The organism is Curtobacterium sp. 314Chir4.1 (genome assembly GCF_900215175.1).
GTDB classification, from domain to species: Bacteria; Actinomycetota; Actinomycetes; order Actinomycetales; family Microbacteriaceae; genus Curtobacterium; species Curtobacterium pusillum_A.
The window spans coordinates 724,461-740,881 of sequence record NZ_OCMI01000003.1; the positions used below are offsets into that span (position 1 = coordinate 724,461).

The 16,421-nt window shown below is 71.9% G+C and carries 18 protein-coding genes; 10 read left to right on the top strand and 8 right to left on the bottom strand.

All coding sequences use genetic code 11. From position 1 onward, the window contains the following. Nucleotides 1-174: 174 nt before the first annotated feature. The gene (locus CRP27_RS12385) at nucleotides 175-1,368 is read right to left on the bottom strand and encodes a PP2C family protein-serine/threonine phosphatase (protein ID WP_097180930.1); all 1,194 of its coding nucleotides are present in this window, start codon (nucleotides 1,366-1,368) and stop codon (nucleotides 175-177) included. A 139-nt stretch (nucleotides 1,369-1,507) separates the two neighbouring features. On the opposite strand from CRP27_RS12385, the gene CRP27_RS12390 reads away from it, so the two are divergent. Genes CRP27_RS12390 through CRP27_RS12410 form a run of 5 tightly spaced genes read left to right on the top strand, consistent with a single transcriptional unit; the run spans nucleotide 1,508 to nucleotide 5,405 of the window. Beyond that, nucleotides 1,508-2,437 (top strand): ABC transporter ATP-binding protein, encoded by a 930-nt coding sequence (locus CRP27_RS12390; RefSeq protein ID WP_097180931.1) that lies wholly within the window; start codon nucleotides 1,508-1,510, stop codon nucleotides 2,435-2,437. Continuing rightward, complete coding sequence (locus tag CRP27_RS12395) at nucleotides 2,434-3,204, top strand: ABC transporter permease (RefSeq protein WP_176505581.1); 771 nt, start codon at nucleotides 2,434-2,436, stop codon at nucleotides 3,202-3,204. The genes CRP27_RS12390 and CRP27_RS12395 overlap by 4 nt, the downstream gene beginning before the upstream one ends. Before the next feature lie 23 nt (nucleotides 3,205-3,227). After that, complete coding sequence (locus CRP27_RS12400) at nucleotides 3,228-4,451, top strand: sensor histidine kinase (protein WP_097180932.1); 1,224 nt, start codon at nucleotides 3,228-3,230, stop codon at nucleotides 4,449-4,451. Beyond that, complete coding sequence (locus CRP27_RS12405) at nucleotides 4,448-5,074, top strand: response regulator (protein WP_097180933.1); 627 nt, start codon at nucleotides 4,448-4,450, stop codon at nucleotides 5,072-5,074. Before CRP27_RS12400 ends, CRP27_RS12405 begins: the two co-directional genes overlap by 4 nt. A 10-nt stretch (nucleotides 5,075-5,084) precedes the next feature. Beyond that, nucleotides 5,085-5,405 (top strand): hypothetical protein, encoded by a 321-nt coding sequence (locus CRP27_RS12410; RefSeq protein WP_097180934.1) that lies wholly within the window; start codon nucleotides 5,085-5,087, stop codon nucleotides 5,403-5,405. A 34-nt stretch (nucleotides 5,406-5,439) separates the two neighbouring features. On the opposite strand, the gene CRP27_RS12415 is transcribed toward CRP27_RS12410, so the two are convergent. The 3 genes from CRP27_RS12415 to CRP27_RS18515 all read right to left on the bottom strand — a co-directional run bounded on the left by CRP27_RS12415 (nucleotide 5,440) and on the right by CRP27_RS18515 (nucleotide 6,918). Then, a complete protein-coding gene (locus tag CRP27_RS12415; protein ID WP_097180935.1) occupies nucleotides 5,440-6,255 on the bottom strand; it encodes a helix-turn-helix domain-containing protein in 816 nt (271 codons plus the stop codon). A gap of 131 nt (nucleotides 6,256-6,386) precedes the next feature. Continuing rightward, nucleotides 6,387-6,689, bottom strand: a complete 303-nt coding sequence (gene lepB, locus CRP27_RS18510; RefSeq protein WP_255257583.1) for a signal peptidase I — start codon at nucleotides 6,687-6,689, stop codon at nucleotides 6,387-6,389. Next, nucleotides 6,676-6,918, bottom strand: coding sequence for a hypothetical protein (locus tag CRP27_RS18515; protein WP_255257569.1), 243 nt, complete (start codon nucleotides 6,916-6,918; stop codon nucleotides 6,676-6,678). The genes lepB and CRP27_RS18515 overlap by 14 nt, the downstream gene beginning before the upstream one ends. Before the next feature lie 111 nt (nucleotides 6,919-7,029). On the opposite strand from CRP27_RS18515, the gene CRP27_RS12425 reads away from it, so the two are divergent. Genes CRP27_RS12425 through CRP27_RS12435 form a run of 3 tightly spaced genes read left to right on the top strand, consistent with a single transcriptional unit; the run spans nucleotide 7,030 to nucleotide 9,328 of the window. Next, complete coding sequence (locus CRP27_RS12425) at nucleotides 7,030-7,806, top strand: SDR family oxidoreductase (RefSeq protein ID WP_097180937.1); 777 nt, start codon at nucleotides 7,030-7,032, stop codon at nucleotides 7,804-7,806. 53 nt (nucleotides 7,807-7,859) lie between these two features. After that, complete coding sequence (locus CRP27_RS12430; protein ID WP_097180938.1) at nucleotides 7,860-8,729, top strand: VOC family protein; 870 nt, start codon at nucleotides 7,860-7,862, stop codon at nucleotides 8,727-8,729. Between the two features lie 32 nt (nucleotides 8,730-8,761). After that, nucleotides 8,762-9,328 carry a GNAT family N-acetyltransferase gene (locus CRP27_RS12435; RefSeq protein WP_176505582.1) on the top strand — a complete coding sequence of 189 codons (567 nt, stop codon included), beginning with the start codon at nucleotides 8,762-8,764 and terminating at the stop codon, nucleotides 9,326-9,328. Nucleotides 9,329-9,491: 163 nt separating this feature from the next. Here the strand turns inward: CRP27_RS12435 and CRP27_RS12440 are convergent, their stop codons facing one another. Both CRP27_RS12440 and CRP27_RS12445 read right to left on the bottom strand, forming a co-directional pair. Further along, entirely contained in the window at nucleotides 9,492-11,021 is a 1,530-nt protein-coding gene (locus tag CRP27_RS12440) for a catalase (protein WP_097180940.1), read from the bottom strand. A gap of 88 nt (nucleotides 11,022-11,109) precedes the next feature. After that, nucleotides 11,110-11,553, bottom strand: coding sequence for a Fur family transcriptional regulator (locus tag CRP27_RS12445; RefSeq protein ID WP_097180941.1), 444 nt, complete (start codon nucleotides 11,551-11,553; stop codon nucleotides 11,110-11,112). 169 nt (nucleotides 11,554-11,722) lie between these two features. Here CRP27_RS12445 and CRP27_RS12450 point away from each other — a divergent pair, with 169 nt between their 5' ends. Together CRP27_RS12450 and CRP27_RS12455 are read left to right on the top strand one after the other, a co-directional pair. Beyond that, nucleotides 11,723-13,030: an acyltransferase gene (locus CRP27_RS12450; RefSeq protein ID WP_255257570.1), complete on the top strand. Its 1,308-nt coding sequence runs from the start codon at nucleotides 11,723-11,725 to the stop codon at nucleotides 13,028-13,030. A gap of 139 nt (nucleotides 13,031-13,169) precedes the next feature. Then, a complete protein-coding gene (locus CRP27_RS12455; RefSeq protein ID WP_255257584.1) occupies nucleotides 13,170-13,991 on the top strand; it encodes a cytochrome c oxidase assembly protein in 822 nt (273 codons plus the stop codon). A gap of 176 nt (nucleotides 13,992-14,167) precedes the next feature. On the opposite strand, the gene CRP27_RS12460 is transcribed toward CRP27_RS12455, so the two are convergent. Both CRP27_RS12460 and CRP27_RS12465 read right to left on the bottom strand, forming a co-directional pair. Beyond that, entirely contained in the window at nucleotides 14,168-15,796 is a 1,629-nt protein-coding gene (locus CRP27_RS12460) for a DHA2 family efflux MFS transporter permease subunit (RefSeq protein WP_097180942.1), read from the bottom strand. Next, a complete protein-coding gene (locus CRP27_RS12465) occupies nucleotides 15,793-16,407 on the bottom strand; it encodes a PadR family transcriptional regulator (RefSeq protein ID WP_097180943.1) in 615 nt (204 codons plus the stop codon). Before CRP27_RS12465 ends, CRP27_RS12460 begins: the two co-directional genes overlap by 4 nt. Nucleotides 16,408-16,421: the final 14 nt, after the last annotated feature.

Below are 16,421 nucleotides of genomic sequence, written 5' to 3' on the forward strand. Positions count from 1 at the left end.
CGCCCGCCACACGCTCACGCGAGGTCGCACAACACGCCGCTCACGTCCGGCGAGGTCGCACGAAGTGTCGCCCGCCGGCGCCGAACGCGACACATGATGCGACCTCGGCGCACGCACGCACGCACCCGCACGCACCCGCACGCACGCACGCACCCGCCCGCGCCCGCCCGCGCGTCAGTCGCGCGCGACGACGACGACCGTCAGGTCGTCACCCGGGTCGTGCGACGCCGCACGCGCCCGCACCCGCCCCAGGAACACGTCGATGTCCGGCGCGTCACGCCACATCGCCCCGAGCGCGCCGAGTGACGCCAGCGTGGAGTCCCACAGCTCGAGCGCCCCGTCGCTGACGAGCAGCAGCACGTCGCCCTGCTCGAGCTCGAGCGTCCCCGTGACCCGCGCAGCCCCCACCGGGTGCAGGCCGATCGGCAGGTCGTAGGAGCGCAGCACACTCTCGGTCCCGTCGGCGTGGAGCTGGATCGCGAGACCGTGCCCGGCGTCGGTGAACTCCATCCGCCCGGTCGCGGTCGTCAGGCGTCCGTGGAACATCGTCGCGAAGGACTCCGCGCGGGACAGGTCCGGGCCGACCTGGGCCTCGAGTGCCGCCACGACGTCGCCCGACGACGCTGTTCCCCGGGCGAGCAGGGCGCCCCGGATCGTCGCGGCGAGGAGTCCGGCGGACATCCCCTTGCCCATGACGTCGGCGACCGTCACCACGAGGGAGTCCCCGTCGAGGTGCCAGTCGTGGAAGTCGCCGGACACGACGCCGTGCGGCTTGGACATGCCCCCGACGCGGTACCCGGGCAGGTCGACGGCGGACGGTTCGAGGCCGGCGAGCACCGAGCGGAGGCGGTCCTCGTCGGCACCGGCGGCCAGTTCGCGCTCCGCCCAGACACCGAGCTCCTGGAGCAGGGCGAGGTCGTCGGGGTCGAGGGTGCGGGGCTGCGGGTCGATGAGGCAGAGCGTGCCGACCTTGACGTCGTCCTCCCCAGCGCGCAGCGGCACCCCGGCGTAGAAGCGGACGTTCGGGTCGTCGACGACCATCGGCATGTCCGCGTACCGGACGTCCGCGCGGGCGTCGGGGACGACCACGGGGCCCTCCACCGTGAGGGTCCGGCCGCAGAACGTGTCCTGCAGCGGGATCGTCGGGCCGAACACGGTGTCGCTCTGCTGCGACTTGATGAAGACGTCGGTCTCCCGGGCGAGGTTGAGGAACGAACCGCTCACGCCGAAGGCCTCTCGCGCGATCCGGGTGATCCGTTCGAAGCGTTCCTCGGCGCCCCCCTCGACGACGTCGAGCGCCGCGAGCAGCGCGGCCCGCCGGACGGCGTCCGGCGCGGCGCGGTCGGAGACGTCGGAGTCGAGGTGCATGCCCCCACGCTAACGCGCCTACCGGACAGACACGTGTCCCCAGTACGGAGGACGGCCGGCTCGGTCGTGACAGATGTCATGCCCGATCCGTGACGGAGCGCAGAGGACCGACGACGCGTCCCGCGCGAGGCTCGGAGCCATGAACGACACACCGGTCATCCAGCTCCGCGACCTCCGCAAGCGCTTCGGCGCCGTGGCCGCGGTCGACGGCGTCGACCTGACGATCCGTCCGGGCGAGGTCGTCGCCCTCCTCGGCCCGAACGGCGCGGGCAAGACCACGACGGTCGACCTCGCGCTCGGGCTGTCCACACCGACGACCGGCGAGGCCCTGCTCTTCGGCGAGGAGCCCCGTGCCGCGGTGGTCGCCGGCCGGGTCGGGGCGATGCTCCAGGGCGGCGCACTCCTGCCGGACACGACCGTCCGGGACGCGGTCGCCCTCGTCGCCGCTGCACACCGTCGTCCGATGCCGGTCGACGAGGCCCTGCGCCGTGCGCGGTGCACCGAGATCGCCGGACGCCGGGTGAACAAGCTCTCCGGCGGGCAGCTGCAGCGGGCGCGGTTCGCGGTCGCCGTGGTCTCGGACCCGGACCTGCTCGTGCTCGACGAACCGACCGCGGCGATGGACGTCGAGGCCCGGCACACGTTCTGGTCGTCGATGCGCGAGTTCACCGACGCGGGGCGCACGGTCGTGTTCGCCACCCACTACCTCGACGAGGCCGACACCTTCGCCGACCGGATCGTCATCATGCGCGCCGGCCGGATCGTGGCCGACGGCACGCCTGCCGAGATCAAGGCGATCACCGCCACGCGCGCCGTCCGGTTCTCCGGGGTGGGCACCGACGCGCACGTCGCGCTGCGCGCTCTGCCGGGCGTCGTCGGCCTGGAGGCGCGGCACGACTCCGTCACGCTCCGCTCGGACCGCAGCGACGACACCCTCAGGGCCCTCCTCACAGCGTTCCCGCAGGCGCACGACATCCAGGTGGTCGCCTCGACCATGGACGACGCCTTCCTCGCGCTCACCGCCGACCCCGCCCCCACCGACACCGCTCCCGAAGGAGTCCTCGCATGACCACCGTCACCGCCTCCGGCCGGCTGCCGATCCGGTACGTGTACCTCGAGACGAAGCGGCAGCTCCGCAACGTCCGCGCGATGGTGTTCACCTTCGCCGTCCCGGTGATCATGCTGCTCGTGTTCGGCTCGGCGTTCGGTTCCCAGACCGACCCGACGACCCACCTGCAGTACCTCGTCGTCACGACGCTGCAGATGGCGTCGTACGGGGCGATGATGGCCGCGCTCAGCCAGGCGTTCGCGATCGTCAACGAGCGGTCGATCGGCTGGAACCGGCAGCTCCGCGTGACGCCGCTGTCCGGGTGGGGCTTCATGGTGTCGAAGGTGATCGCCGCGATGGCCTTCGCCGCGGTGTCGATCGTCGTCACAGTGCTCGTCGCCACGGTGGGTCTGCACGCCTCCCTCGACCCGGCGCACTGGTTCGCCGCCGGGTTCGGGATCTGGTGCGGGGTGATCCCCTTCGCCCTCATCGCGATCCTGATCGGGCAGTTCGCGAAGCCGTCCTTCGCGCAGCCGCTGTTCATGGTCGTGTTCATGGGCCTGGCGATCCTCGGCGGGCTCTGGGTCCCGCTGTCGGTGATGCCGGACTGGATGGGCAGCGTCGCGCACCTCCTGCCCTCGTACTGGCTGAACCGCATCGGGCAGATGGGTGCCGGAGCGACCGGCGCCTCGGGGATGACCGAGCCGGCGATGGTGCTGGCCGCGTGGGCGATCGTCCTCGCCGCGGTGATCGTGTGGCGGTACCGCCGCGACGCCGCACGGCAGTGACCGACGGCCCTACGCTGGCACCGATGTCCGAGGCGACCAGAACGGCCGAGGCGCGGGGTGCGGAGAACGCACCACGCGCCTCCAGGCCGACGCGACCGGCCCCGCGCTCGTTCCCGTGGGCCGTCCCACCGGGCGCGAGCGACGAGGACATCCGGATCGGCCGCCGCCGCTGGTACGCCGGAGCGGTCTTCGCGCTCCTCTGGCAGGTGCTCGAGATCATCGCCGTCTGGAGCGACGGCAGGAGCCTCCGGGCGCACGTCGTCTCGACGATCGCCCTCGCGGTCGTCTACGCGGCGTACCTGTTCGCGCCGGAGCTGATGTGGCGGCGGAGCCTGCGCGGCCGGGTCGTCGTCCTGGCCGGTGTCGCCCTGCTGGCGGGGCTGCTGCTGTTCGTCGTCGGACCGCTCGCCGTCTGGACATGGCTGCTCGTCGCCGCGCTGTCCGGGTTCGTCGCGGAACGGTTCTGGGTGGCCGGCGTGGTCGTGCTCGCGATCCTCGGCGCACAGTTCCTCGTCGCGGCGAGCACCGGGTGGGACACCGCCGTGAACAGCGGCATCCTGTTCGCCCCGGTGATCACGGTGTCCGTCGGGGCCTCGATGCTCTTCTTCGGCCGACAGCGCGAGGCGGAGCAGCGACTCGGCGTCGCGCAGGACGAGATCACCCGCCTGGCCGTGGTCGAGGAACGCGCTCGGTTCTCCCGCGACCTGCACGACGTCCTCGGGCACTCGCTCACCGTCGTGGCGATGAAGTCCGAACTCGCCGCACGGCTCGTCGACGTCGACCCGGCCCGGGCGAAGACCGAGATGCAGGACGTCGAACGGCTCTCCCGCGAGGCCCTGCAGGGCCTCCGGCACGCGGTCAGCGGCTACCGCGAAGCCGACCTCGACGCGGAACTCGTGTCGGCACGGGCGGCGCTCGAGGCCGCTGAGATCGACGCGGCGCTCCCGCACGACGGCGACGCGGCGGCCGACGACGTCCGGAGCCTGTTCGCGTGGGTCCTGCGCGAGGGCGTCACGAACGTGGTCCGCCACGCGGCGGCCAGCCGGGTCCGGGTCACGCTCACCCGGACCGCCCTGACGATCGAGGACGACGGGACGGGGCTGCTCGACCCCGATGCCGCGTCCGCCACCCCGGGCAACGGACTGCGCGGGCTCCGGGAGCGCGCAGATGCCGTCGGGGCGAGGCTGACCACCGGCACGAGCGACCTCGGCGGCTTCCGGCTGCGGGTCGAGAGGGAACGACGATGACCGAGACCATCCGGGTGCTGCTCGCCGACGACCAGGCGCTCGTCCGCGGTGCCCTGGCGTCCTTGCTGTCCCTCGAGCGGGACATCGAGGTCGTCGCCCAGGTGGCCCGCGGCGACGAGGTCCTCGAGGCCGCACGGTCCTCGGGCGCGACCGTCGCCCTGCTCGACGTCGAGATGCCCGGCGCCGACGGGCTGACCGCGGCCGCCGCCCTCGCCCGCTTGCTGCCCACGTGCCGATCGCTCATCGTGACGACGTTCGGCCGGCCCGGGTACCTCCGCCGCGCGCTGGAGGCCGGGGCCGCGGGGTTCGTCGTGAAGGACACCCCAGCCGAACAGCTCGCCGACGCCGTCCGACGCGTCGCCGGCGGGTTCCGGGTCGTCGACCCCGTGCTCGCCGCGGAGTCCCTCGCCGCAGGACCGTCCCCGCTCACCCCGCGGGAGACCGACGTGCTCATCGCCTTCCGCACGGCGCCGACCGTCGCCGGGGTCGCCGGGTCCCTGCACCTGTCCGAGGGCACGGTCCGCAACCACCTGTCGTCGGCGATCGGGAAGACCGCCGCGCGCAACGCCACCGAGGCGCTCCGGGTCGCCGCGGACAACGGCTGGCTGCTCGGGACGGCGTAGCCTTGCCGGTGTGCTCCGTCGTGTCGTCCCCGTGTTCGTCCTCGGCATCGCCGCGGTCCTGACGCTCGCCGGCTGCGGTGCGCACGACTCCACCGGGCAGGTCTCCGTGACCGTGTCGGACAACGCCGCGGACCACCCCTACGAGGTGAAGGTCTTCGCGTCCACCGGCAAGCTCTCCGAGCACCAGCGGGTGTACCCGGGCGGTACGGCGAACTTCGCGGGGGTCCCGCTGGGCGAGGTCACCGTGCGGGCGAACGAGCTCTGCCCGCAGAAGACGACGGTGTCGAACGACGAGGTCGCCGCGGTGACGTTGACGACGACGGGCTGCTGACGTCGGCGCGGGCCGGTGACGCGCTGCGCGACGCTCACCCCTCGGTGTGCCCCGTCCGCCGCAGCGTTTCGTGCGGGCTCTCCCCGAAGCGCCGCCGGTAGGCAGCCGCGAACCGTCCCAGGTGCGCGAACCGCCAGGCCCGCGCGACGTCCCCCACGGTCACGAGCCGGTTCCGCCTGGCGGCGAGTTCGAGGTGCACCCGGTCGAGCCGGACCTCCCGCAGGTACCGCATCGGCGTGACCGCGAGCCGCCGGCGGAACAGGTCCTGCAGCCCGCGTTCGCTGAGGTCCGCCGCCGCCGCGACGTCCGCGACCGTCAGGTCCTCGCTCGCGTGGTCGTGCACGAACCGGATCGCCCGGCGGAGACGGTGCTCGACGTCCGAGCGCGATCGGGTGAAGGTCGAGAGCACGACGGTCGCGACCCGCCGGTTGAGCGCCGCCCGTTCTGCACCGTCGAGCGACGGGTCGAGGATGCGGTCGGTGACCTCGTTCAGCAGGGTGAGGAGGGGTTCCACGCCGGGGTCCTCGGGTTCGGGCTGCACGAACTCCGAGAGCTCGTCGCCGTCGCCGAGCACCGCCGGGGTGACGTGCAGCAGCGTCATCGCGGTCGCATCCGTGTCGAACGCGTACGCGACCGGTGCAGAGAGCATCATCGGGCGGCCCGCCTCGACCTCCCACTCGCTGCCGTCGTCGGCGGTCAGCGTCGCGCGCCCGTCGGCGAGCACGAACACGACGTGGTCGGGACGGGGGCCGATCGTGCCGGACTGCGGGCCGTCGGTGCGGATCCTCCGCAGCGAGACCTCGTCGTCGCCCCCGGTGACGTAGTCGAACGTCTGCTCGGACGACGTCATGGCATCCCTCCGGTCGGCGTTCGGCGCGCCGGGTCCGGCGGGCCACCGAACGCTACCGCGGGGCACACTCGGACGCGAGTCCCCCGTCCACGTCGCGAGACGAGCGCACGGGCCGAGACGGCCCGCGTCGCTCACGACGGGTCGGGCACCCCGTCCCACACGTCCCCGTGCCGTGACAGCACCGTCCACCGGGACACCGGCCACGTCGTCAGGAACGCCCGCCCGACGACGTCCGACACCGGCACGGTCCCGTGTGCCCGGGAGTCGGCGGAGTCGTACCGGTTGTCACCCATCACCCAGAGCTGCCCCTTCGGCACGGTGACCGAGAAGTCCTGCAGCGAGACCCGGTCGGACCCCGGCTGGAGCACCACGTACGACTCGTCGACCGGGTGCCCGTTGACCGACAGACGTCCCTGCGTGTCACAGCACGACACGGTGTCGCCCGGCAGCCCGATGACCCGCTTGATCAAGCACGGCCCACACGGCCGAGCCGTGGTGGATCGCCTGGGGGTCGACGGCGATGGCCGCGGCGAGCACCGTGATGTTGCCGTAGATGTACGACGACATGCGGTCGCGCATCTGCTCGACGGGGAACTCGGACGGGTCCGGACGGCCGCCGCGGCGACCGCGAGGCCGGTCGGGCAGACGTCGTGTGCGTGGCATCCCTCCATCTTGGCCCTGTCCCGGCGCGCTCCGCCGGCAGGACACCGGGTGCGATGCCAAGCTGGGCGCGTCGGCGCGCCGCTGCGACGACCCCGACGGGAGGCACGACCCATGTCCCACAGACCCCTCGCCCTGGTGACCGGTGTCGGTCGACGAGCCGGGATCGGCGCCGCGATCGCGGCGCGGTTGGCGACCGACGGCTGGGACCTGGCCATCTCGTGGTGGGGCCCGTACGACGCCCGCGTGCACGGAGCGGCCGATCCGGACGGCGTCGACTCCGTCGTCGCGGAGTGCGAGCACGCAGGTGCACGCGTGACGCGCCTCCCGGTCGACCTGGCGGACCCGGAACAGGCGGCCGCACTCGTGGGCCGCGCCGAGGCGGAGGCGGGCGCGCCGGTGACGGCCATCGTGATGTCGCACTGCGAGTCGGTGGACTCCGACTTCGCGACCACCACGCTCGAGTCGTTCGACCGGCACATGGCCGTCAACGTGCGTGCACCGTTCCTGCTCCTCCAGGCGTACGCGGCGCGACTGCGCGCCGGGGCTCCCGCGCCGGAGGACCGCCGACGCGTGATCGCGCTCACGAGCGACCACGTCGCGTTCAACCTGCCGTACGGCACGAGCAAGGGCGCGCTCGACCGCTTGATCGTCGGGGCCGCGCAGGAGCTCGCGGACGTGCACGTCAGCGCGAACCTCGTCAACCCGGGGCCGAACGACACCGGGTGGATGACCGAGGAGATCCGGCAGTCGGCGATCGCGCAGACCCCTGGCGGGCGCCCGTCGATGCCGAGCGACACTGCGGCGCTGGTCGGGTTCCTCTGCGGGCCGGACGGCGGGTGGGTGAACGGGCAGCTCCTGAAGTCCGACGGCGGGTTCAGCGCGAAGTAGCCCGTCAGACCGATTTGGTTGACGCGTCAACCATTTCGGCGCACACTGGTGACATGCACACGCAGGACCTCCTCGCCGCCGACACCGGGATGGGCGCCGTGACGCTCCGGGTCGCGAACCTCGACCGGATGATCGGGTACTACCGCGAGGGCGTCCGGCTCTCCCTGCTCTCGAACGAGGGCGGTGTCGCCGTGCTCGGTCGTGGCACGACGCCGATCGTCGTCCTCGAGCACGCGCCGTCGATGCAGCACGCCGGCCCGCACGACGCCGGGCTGTTCCACACCGCGATCCTGTTCGACACGAAGGCCGACCTCGCCGCGGCCCTGTACTCCGTCGCGACGAAGTACCCGCAGACGTTCACCGGCAGCGCCGACCACCTGGTGAGCAACGCCTTCTACTTCACCGACCCCGAAGGGAACGGCGTCGAGCTGTACTGGGACCGCGACCGCACCGAGTGGTCGTGGACGCACGGCATGGTCGACATGGACACGAAGTACGTCGACCCGAACGAGTTCCTTCGGGAGAACCTGACGTCCGCCGCGCTCGACGGTGCGGCCGTCGCTCCGGGACGCGTCGGACACGTGCACCTCTCCGTCGGCGACGTCGCCACCGCGAAGGAGTTCTACGTCGACCGGCTCGGCTTCGCGACGACCGCGGGCTGGGGCGAGGCGCTGTTCGTCAGTGCCGGCGGCTACCACCACCACATGGCGATGAACACGTGGAACTCCCGCGGAGCCGGACGCCGCCAGCTCGCCCTGGGACTCGGACTCGTGCGCATCGAGGTCCCGGCCGCCGACGACCTCGGGGCCCTCGTCGCGCGCATGCACGACACCGGGGTGCAGACCGCCGACGACGGTCGGACCGTGGCGTTCGAGGACCCGTGGGCGAACCGCATCGAGGTCACGGCGCCGGGTCGGGGCTGACCGCGGCGGGTCCACTCCGGCAGGATGGACCCGTGACTGAGGACATCCGGTGGGAGGTGGTCGAGGAGAGCACGCTGTCGCTCCCCGACCACGAGGCGATCGCAGCGCTGCTCGGGCAGGCCTTCCCCGACTGGTCGCACTGGTACGTGGGCGGCCGCAGCTGGGCCGGCATGCAGCCCGAGCGCCGGGTGCTCGCCCGCGACGCTGACGACGTCGTCCTCGCGCACGTCGGGATCCGCCGCATGTTCATCACGGTCGGCGGGCGCGATGTCCTGGTCGGCGACACCGGTCTCGTCGCTGTCTCGCCGCGGCTGCAGGGAACGGGCAGGGGCCGCGAGCTGATGGAGCGCGCGCACGCCGTGCTCGAAGGGCTGCGGGTCCCCTACGGCTTCCTCGGCGCCGGCGAGAACCGCGTGCCGTTCTACGCGAAGCTCGGCTGGCAGGTGTTCGACGACGTCGTCGCCGACTACACGGCGTTCACCGCCGAGGGCGCTGGTCTGCCGATGACCGACCAGGGCGGCTGGATGGTCCTGCCCGTCGCGGAGCGACTGGAGGACTGGCCGGCCGGCCCGATCTGGCTGAACGGCCAGCAGGTCTAGCGGCCGCGCCGGTCCTGCGCAGCAGGACGACGTCTGCACACGGTGGAACGTGCGCAGACGTCGTCAGGCCGCGCACGGCCCGAGAACGCGACCGCAAACGCGGACGGGAGGCACGGCGCCAGCTGGCACCGTGCCTCCCGTCCGTCAGGGGGTCGACCGGGGCTTACGCCTCGACCGCGACCTCCTCCGGGTCCTCGTTCGAGCCCGGGGCGCTCGGCGAGACGGCGGCGCGCACGCGCGCGCCGAGCTCGGCGTCGACGTTGGTCCAGTACGCGAAGACCCGCTCGCGCAGGTCGTCACGCGTCACCTTCGAGACGTGCCCGGCGATGTTGCCGACCAGGCGCTCACGGGCGGCGTCGTCGAGGACCTCGCGCACGAGGGTGCCGGCCTGGCCGAAGTCGTCGTCCTCCGGGTGCAGCGTCGCGGCGGAGCGCTGGAGTGCTCCGTCGGACTCCCAGCCCGGGGTCTCGTCCGTCGCGGCGGGGTCGGCGTGCGCACCACCGAGCGAGTTCGGGGCGTACACCGGCACTTCGGACTTCTGGAAGTCGAAGCGCATGGCGCCGTCCTTCGAGTACGAGTGCACCTCGTTCTTCGGGGCGTTCACCGGCAGCTGCGCGTGGTTCGTGCCGACGCGGTAGCGGTGCGCGTCCGCGTAGCTGAAGATGCGCGCGAGGAGCATCTTGTCCGGGCTGGCCGCGATGCCGGGCACGAAGTTCGACGGGGCGAAGGTCGCCTGCTCGATCTGCGCGAAGTAGTTCTCGGGGTTGCGGTTGAGCTCCATCGTGCCGACCTCGATGAGGGGGTAGTCCGCGTGCGGCCACACCTTCGTCAGGTCGAACGGGTTGAAGCGGTAGCCCGCGGCGTCCTCGTAGGGCATGACCTGCACCTTGAGGGTCCAGCGCGGGTGGTCGCCGCGCTCGATGGCGGCGTGGAGGTCACGGATGTGGAAGTCCGCGTCCTCACCGGCGATGCGGTCGGCGTCCTCCTGCGTCAGGGTCTTGTGGCCCTGCTCCGTGAGGAAGTGGTACTTCACCCAGAAGCGCTCGCCCTCGGCGTTGATCCACTGGTAGGTGTGCGAGCCGAAGCCGTCCATCTCGCGCCACGACGCCGGCAGACCACGGTCGCCCATGAGCCACGTGACCTGGTGGGCCGACTCGGGCGACAGGGTCCAGAAGTCCCACTGCATGTCGTGGTCGCGCAGGTGCGAACCCGGCAGGCGCTTCTGCGAGCGGATGAAGTCCGGGAACTTGATGCCGTCGCGGATGAAGAAGACGGGGGTGTTGTTGCCGACGAGGTCGTAGTTGCCCTCTTCGGTGTAGAACTTCAGCGCGAAGCCCCGGGGGTCGCGCCAGGTGTCCGGGGATCCCTGCTCGCCGGCGACGGACGAGAAGCGCGCGAGCATCTCGGTCTGCTTGCCCGGCTGCAGGAACGCGGCACGGGTGAAGCGACTGACGTCCTGCGTGACGGTGAAGGTACCGAAGGCACCGCCGCCCTTGGCGTGCACGACCCGCTCCGGGACGCGCTCACGGTTGAACTGGGCGAGCTTCTCGACGAGGTAGTGGTCGTGCAGCGCCAGGGGGCCGTCGGCGCCGACACCCATGGAGTGCTGGTCGCTCGAGACGGGGGCGCCGGAGTTGGTCGTGGTGGTGGGGGTGCCGGCCGGCTGGCCGGGCGTCGTGTTCTGGTCGGACACGGTTCCTCCTTGGTGGAACGGTTGGTTCGGTCAGGGGTGCTCGGGTTGTTCGTGGAGTCCGTCTTCCGGACAGGAACCGTCCGCTCGGTCAGGCGGGGACGGCTTGCGTGTCGTCGCGCTCGGCCGCCGCGCACCGCTCGCAGATGCCCCAGTAGGTCACCTCGGCGGTGGTGACCGCGAAGCCGTGGGTCTCCGACGGGGTGAGGCACGGCGCGTGCCCGACGGCACAGTCGACGTCCTCGATCGCGCCGCACATCGTGCAGACGACGTGGTGGTGGTTGTCCCCCGTCCGGCGTTCGTACCGGGCGGGGCTGCCGGCCGGCTCGATCCGGCGGACCAGTCCGACGCCGGTGAGCGCCGCGAGGACGCCGTACACGGCCTGGTGGCTGGTGGTGGGCAGCTCTGCGGCGAGCGCCGTGACGATGTCGTCGGCGGTCGCGTGCGGCATCGTCTCGGTCGCCCGGAGGACGGCGAGCCGTGGCGTCGTGACCCGGAGACCGGAGGCGCGGAGCAGGTCGGCGTCGACGTCCATGCTGAGCCTTTCTTTTGCATAGATCAAGACAACACGGCCACTGTACACCAGCGGCGTGGACGGTTGGCGACGTCGACGTATGCCGCAACCGGAATACGAAGTGTCACGATCCGGTCGCGATCTGCTGGAACGACGCTGGGACCGCACCACCTCGCGCTAGCGTCCGGACATGTCCACGAAGCAGAGCCTGCCCGTGCAGGCGAACCGCGCTCAGGACGTCCGGGGGATCATCGCGAAGCGGGACCTGGTCGTCGACCTCATCCGGACGGCGTGCGTCGTCCTCGTCGTCTTCGTGCACGTCACGATGGTCGGTGTCGCCGCCGGGCCGGACGGCATCGCGGTGACGAGCCCGCTCCAGGAACTCCCCTGGTACGTGACCGCGACCTGGATCGGCCAGGTCATGCCGCTGTTCTTCGTGGTCGGCGGGTTCGCCAGTGCGATCGGGTGGCGGAGCACGGTCGCCAGGGGCGGCGGCGCCCGCGACTACGTCGCCACGCGACTCGTCCGGCTCTTCCGCCCCGCGATCCCCCTGTTCACCGTGCTCGCGATCGGGCTCGGCATCGCGACGGCGCTCGGGACCCCGCCGGAACTGCTGGCCGAGGTCGCGTTCGGCATCGGGTCACCGCTGTGGTTCCTCGCCGCCTACGGCATCACGCAGTGCTGCGTGCCGTTCATGGTGCGACTACACGAACGCGCCCCCTGGCGCACGCTCGGGGCGTTGCTCCTCCTCGCCACCGCCGTCGACGCCATGCGGTTCGCGACCGGCGCCGCCGAGGTCGGGCTGCTCAACCTCGGACCGGTGTGGCTGTTCGCGCAGCAGATCGGCTTCCTCTGGGCCGACGGGTGGTTCGCACGACGGTCCCGCATCCTGCTCGTGGTGGTGGCAGCTGCCGGGTACGCGCTGCTCGTCCCGATCACGTCGATCGGGCTGTGGGCACCGGACATGCTGCAGGACCTCAACCCGCCGATGCTCCCGCTCGCGGTCCTCGCGATCAGCCAGGCCTGCCTGGTGCAGGTCGTGCACGCGCCGCTCACCCGGCTGATGCGGACCCGGGCGGCGCAGGGGGCCGTCTTCGTGCTCGGCCGCGACGGGATGACGATCTACCTGTGGCACCTGCCGCTCTTCATCGCACTGAACGGCGTGGCACTGTTCGTCGGCGTGCCGTTCCCCGACCCTGGTTCGGCGACCTGGTGGGCCACGCGTGCGGTCGCACTGGTCGTCCTGCTCGGCGTGGCGTTGGCGGTCGCACGCGGCCTCCGGTGGTTCGACCGCCCGCTCCCCCGGCTCCTGCCCGGTGCCGACCGCCCCGCGTGGCCGGTGCTCGCCGTCGCCGCACTCTGCACGATCGGCCCCGCGTTCGTCGTCATGCAGTTGCACCTGTCGTTCGGCGTCGCCCTGCTCGGCGCACTGCTCGTCCCCGCCGGCGTGTGGCTGCTGACGAAGACGGTGCCGGCCCGGGGAGTCGCTCGGATCTGAACCGGTTCTCACCGCCCGCAGCCCTCAGGAGCAGCGCTGCGGGCGGAGGATTGTCGTCGGTAGCACGATCCACAGGAGGCACCCCACGCCGTCGACACCCGAGTTCTGGAGCATCTGGCACGTCGACCCGTTGGCAGCGGTGCTCATCGGCGTGGCCGCGATCACGTACGGGTGGTGGGTGGTCGGCGCAGCACGCCGCGGTGCCCGGTGGCCGTGGTGGCGGAGCCTCGCGTTCCTCGGCGCGCTCGTCCTCTTCGGGATCCTGCAGTTCGGCATCGTCGGCGTCTACGACCAGCAGCTCCGCTGGGCGTTCGTGCTGCGCCTCGCCCTGCTCTTCTTCGCGGTCCCCACCTTCGCCGCGTTCGCCGCGCCCGTCTCGTTGCTGCGGACCGGAGGCCCGGATCGCCTCGCGCAGACCGCCACCGCGATGCTGCGGTCGCGTCCGGCGCGGTTCCTCGGCAACGCGATCGTCTCGCCCCTGATCGCCCTTGCGCTGTTCTGCGTGCTGCTCACCCCGTTCGCGGCGACCATCCGGGAGTCCCCGGTCTGGGCCACCGCGATCACGGTGCTCGTGCCCGTGCTGGGCTTCACACTCCTCACGCCGCTGTCCGAGCCGGGCGTCCTGCGTTCCTCGACGTTCGTCACCGTCGAGTTCCTGCTGGCCTTCGTCGAACTCATGGCGGACGCGATCCCGGGCATCGTCCTGCGGATCACGAACCACGTGCTCGACGGGTCGGTGGTGCAGGCGGTCGGCCAGCCGTGGTTCCCGTCGCCGCTGCGCGATCAGCACCTGGCGGGCGACCTCCTCTGGTTCATCGCCGAGGTCGCGGACATCCCCGTGCTCATCTCGCTCTTCATCCGGTGGCAGCGCACCGACCGCCGCGAGGCCCGCACGATCGACGCCCTCACCGACGAGGAGATGGAGGAGCTCACCCGGGCGCACCTGCAGCGCCGCGGGTGAGCGCGCGCGTGGGTCCGGGTCGGGTCGGGTCGGGTCGCAGTGTGCGAGGTTTCGCGCACGGTGGGAGCGCTGGACCCGCGCACACTGCGCGCAAGCTCGCACCGTGCGCCGCCTGACCCCGGACGCGGACGAGCCCCGCACTGCCTGGGCAGCGCGGGGCTCGTGGGTGCGCGGAACTACTCGCCCGCGTGCCGCCCGTGGTGGTCGGTCGCGGCCAGTTCCTGCTCGGCGGTGGCCGGGGCCGCAGCTGCCGCGTGCGCACCGACGTGCTCGGCCGGGGCGCCGGCAGCGTCGGGCTGGGTCGTGACCGAGCCGGTCTGCTGCCAGGCGACGGTCTGCTTCGGCTTCGCCAGGAACAGCGCCGCCACGATCGCGACGACGAGCACCACGGCCGGCAGGACGAGCGACTGCCCCATCGCGGTGGCGAACGGCTGCTGCAGGAACCCGGGGAGCGCCCCGACCTGCTGCTCGGCACCGCCGGCGCTCGTGCCACCGGTCGAGGCGGGGAAGTTCGCCGTGATGCGGGCCTCGATCAGCGCAGCGATGCCGGCCGAGCCGAGGACGGCACCGATCTGGCGCGTGGTGTTGTAGACGCCAGAGCCCGCACCGGCGAGCTTCGGCGGCAGGTTGCGCGTCGCGGAGACCGAGAGCGGCCCCCACATGCACGCGTTTGCGAGGCCGAGCAGCGTCGACGGCAGCAGCACCCAGCCCCAGTCGGCGCCGGAGGCCAGGAGCGACCCGAACCAGAAGAGCGCGCCCGAGAAGCAGGCGAGCCCGAAGGCGGCGACCCAGCGGAGGCTCCAGCGGTTGAGGTTCTTGCCGACGAGCGGCGCGAGGCCCGCGGACAGCACGGCCTGCGGCACGAGGAGCAGTGCGGCCTGGGTCGGGCTGAACGTCAGGACGTCCTGCGCCCACAGCATGATCGGCAGCGCGAACGAGGAGATCGCGACGCCCACGGCGGTGATGGCGATGTTCGCCAGGGTGAAGTTCCGGTCCTTGAACAGGCCGAGCGGCAGCAGCGGCTCGCCCTTCTGGACGCCCTGCCACACCACGAACGCGGCGAGCACGACGATGCCGGCGATGATCAGCGACCACACCGAGATCGGCCCGGTGATGGTGCCCCAGTCGTAGGTCTCACCCTCCTGGATGCCGAACACGAGCAGGAACATGCCGACCGCGCTCAGCACGATGCCGAGGTAGTCGAAGCGGTGCCCGTGACGCTCGAACGTCGGGACGAAGCGCTGCGCGAGGACGAACGCGACGATGCCCACCGGCACGTTCACGAAGAAGATCCACTCCCAGCCGAAGCCGTCGACGAGCAGGCCTCCGACGATCGGTCCGACGAGCGAGGCGACACCGGCGACCGCGCCCCAGAGGCCCATCGCCGCACCGCGGTTCTGCGGCGGGAAGATGCGCGTGATGACGGCCATCGTCTGCGGGGTCATCATCGCGGCGCCGAGGCCCTGCACGACGCGGGCGATGATGAGCACCTCGATCGACCCGGCCAGGCCGCACCAGAGGCTCGACAGCGTGAAGACGACGAGGCCGACCTGGTACAGGATCTTCGGCCCGAACCGGTCACCCAGGCGACCGGTGATGAGCAGCGGCACGGCGTAGGCGAGCAGGTACGCGCTCGTCACCCAGATCACGGAGTTGATGTCCGCGTGGAGCTTCGCGGCGATGGTGGGGGTGGCGACGGACACGATGGTCGAGTCGACGAGGATCATGAAGAAGCCGACGACGAGGGCCCAGAGCGCGGGCCACGGCTTCTTCTCGGTGGTCCGCGGGGGCGTGACGGTGGTCATCGGGTGTGTTCCTTGCTGTTCGTGGGGGGTGCTGAGTCGGTGGGGACGGCCGGACCGTCCCAGGGGACGTCGCCGCGCGCGATCCGGTCGGCGGTCCCGGAGAGCCACTCGATCTGCGCGGTGAGCATGGCACGGACGTACGACACGTCGAGCCAGAATCGGCCCGCCAGCTGTTTGGCCTGGAGGCCCGTGGCGGCTTCGTCGTACTCCTCGCGTTCGCCCCGGAGCGCGTCGGCGCGTGCCCGCAGGGCGGTCGCCGCGTCCTCGGCGGTCAGGTTGTCGATGTGCGAGACCGCGAGTTGGAACTCCGGGTACTCGTCCGCCGGCTCGGCGATCATGCGGCGGAGGCCGTCCTCGAGCGCGGTCCGACCGTGGTCGGTGATCGCGTAGGTGGTGCGTTCCGGCCGGTTGCCCTCGCGAGCGGTGCCGAGTGCTTCGGCGTACCCGAGGTCGACCAGCCGTCCGATCTGGTGGTAGAGCGTGCTCGGTCGGACCTTGACGTTCTGGTCCTCGCGCCGCTGGAGCATCGTCTGGAACATCTCGTACGGGTGCATCGGCGCCTCGGCGAGGAGCCCGAGCGCGGCGAACGCGAGCGGCGTGATCGACGTCATCCGTGCCTCCAGGT

Excerpts from the sequence above, each read along its gene's own strand:
- CRP27_RS12385 (WP_097180930.1), bottom strand. The coding sequence starts at position 1,368 with ATGCACCTCGACTCCGACGTCTCCGACCGCGCCGCGCCGGACGCCGTC.
- CRP27_RS12390 (WP_097180931.1), top strand. The coding sequence starts at position 1,508 with ATGAACGACACACCGGTCATCCAGCTCCGCGACCTCCGCAAGCGCTTC.
- CRP27_RS12395 (WP_176505581.1), top strand. The coding sequence starts at position 2,434 with ATGACCACCGTCACCGCCTCCGGCCGGCTGCCGATCCGGTACGTGTAC.
- CRP27_RS12400 (WP_097180932.1), top strand. The coding sequence starts at position 3,228 with ATGTCCGAGGCGACCAGAACGGCCGAGGCGCGGGGTGCGGAGAACGCA.
- CRP27_RS12405 (WP_097180933.1), top strand. The coding sequence starts at position 4,448 with ATGACCGAGACCATCCGGGTGCTGCTCGCCGACGACCAGGCGCTCGTC.
- CRP27_RS12415 (WP_097180935.1), bottom strand. The coding sequence starts at position 6,255 with ATGACGTCGTCCGAGCAGACGTTCGACTACGTCACCGGGGGCGACGAC.
- CRP27_RS18515 (WP_255257569.1), bottom strand. The coding sequence starts at position 6,918 with ATGCCACGCACACGACGTCTGCCCGACCGGCCTCGCGGTCGCCGCGGC.
- CRP27_RS12425 (WP_097180937.1), top strand. The coding sequence starts at position 7,030 with ATGTCCCACAGACCCCTCGCCCTGGTGACCGGTGTCGGTCGACGAGCC.
- CRP27_RS12430 (WP_097180938.1), top strand. The coding sequence starts at position 7,860 with ATGCACACGCAGGACCTCCTCGCCGCCGACACCGGGATGGGCGCCGTG.
- CRP27_RS12445 (WP_097180941.1), bottom strand. The coding sequence starts at position 11,553 with ATGGACGTCGACGCCGACCTGCTCCGCGCCTCCGGTCTCCGGGTCACG.
- CRP27_RS12450 (WP_255257570.1), top strand. The coding sequence starts at position 11,723 with ATGTCCACGAAGCAGAGCCTGCCCGTGCAGGCGAACCGCGCTCAGGAC.
- CRP27_RS12460 (WP_097180942.1), bottom strand. The coding sequence starts at position 15,796 with ATGACCACCGTCACGCCCCCGCGGACCACCGAGAAGAAGCCGTGGCCC.
- CRP27_RS12465 (WP_097180943.1), bottom strand. The coding sequence starts at position 16,407 with ATGACGTCGATCACGCCGCTCGCGTTCGCCGCGCTCGGGCTCCTCGCC.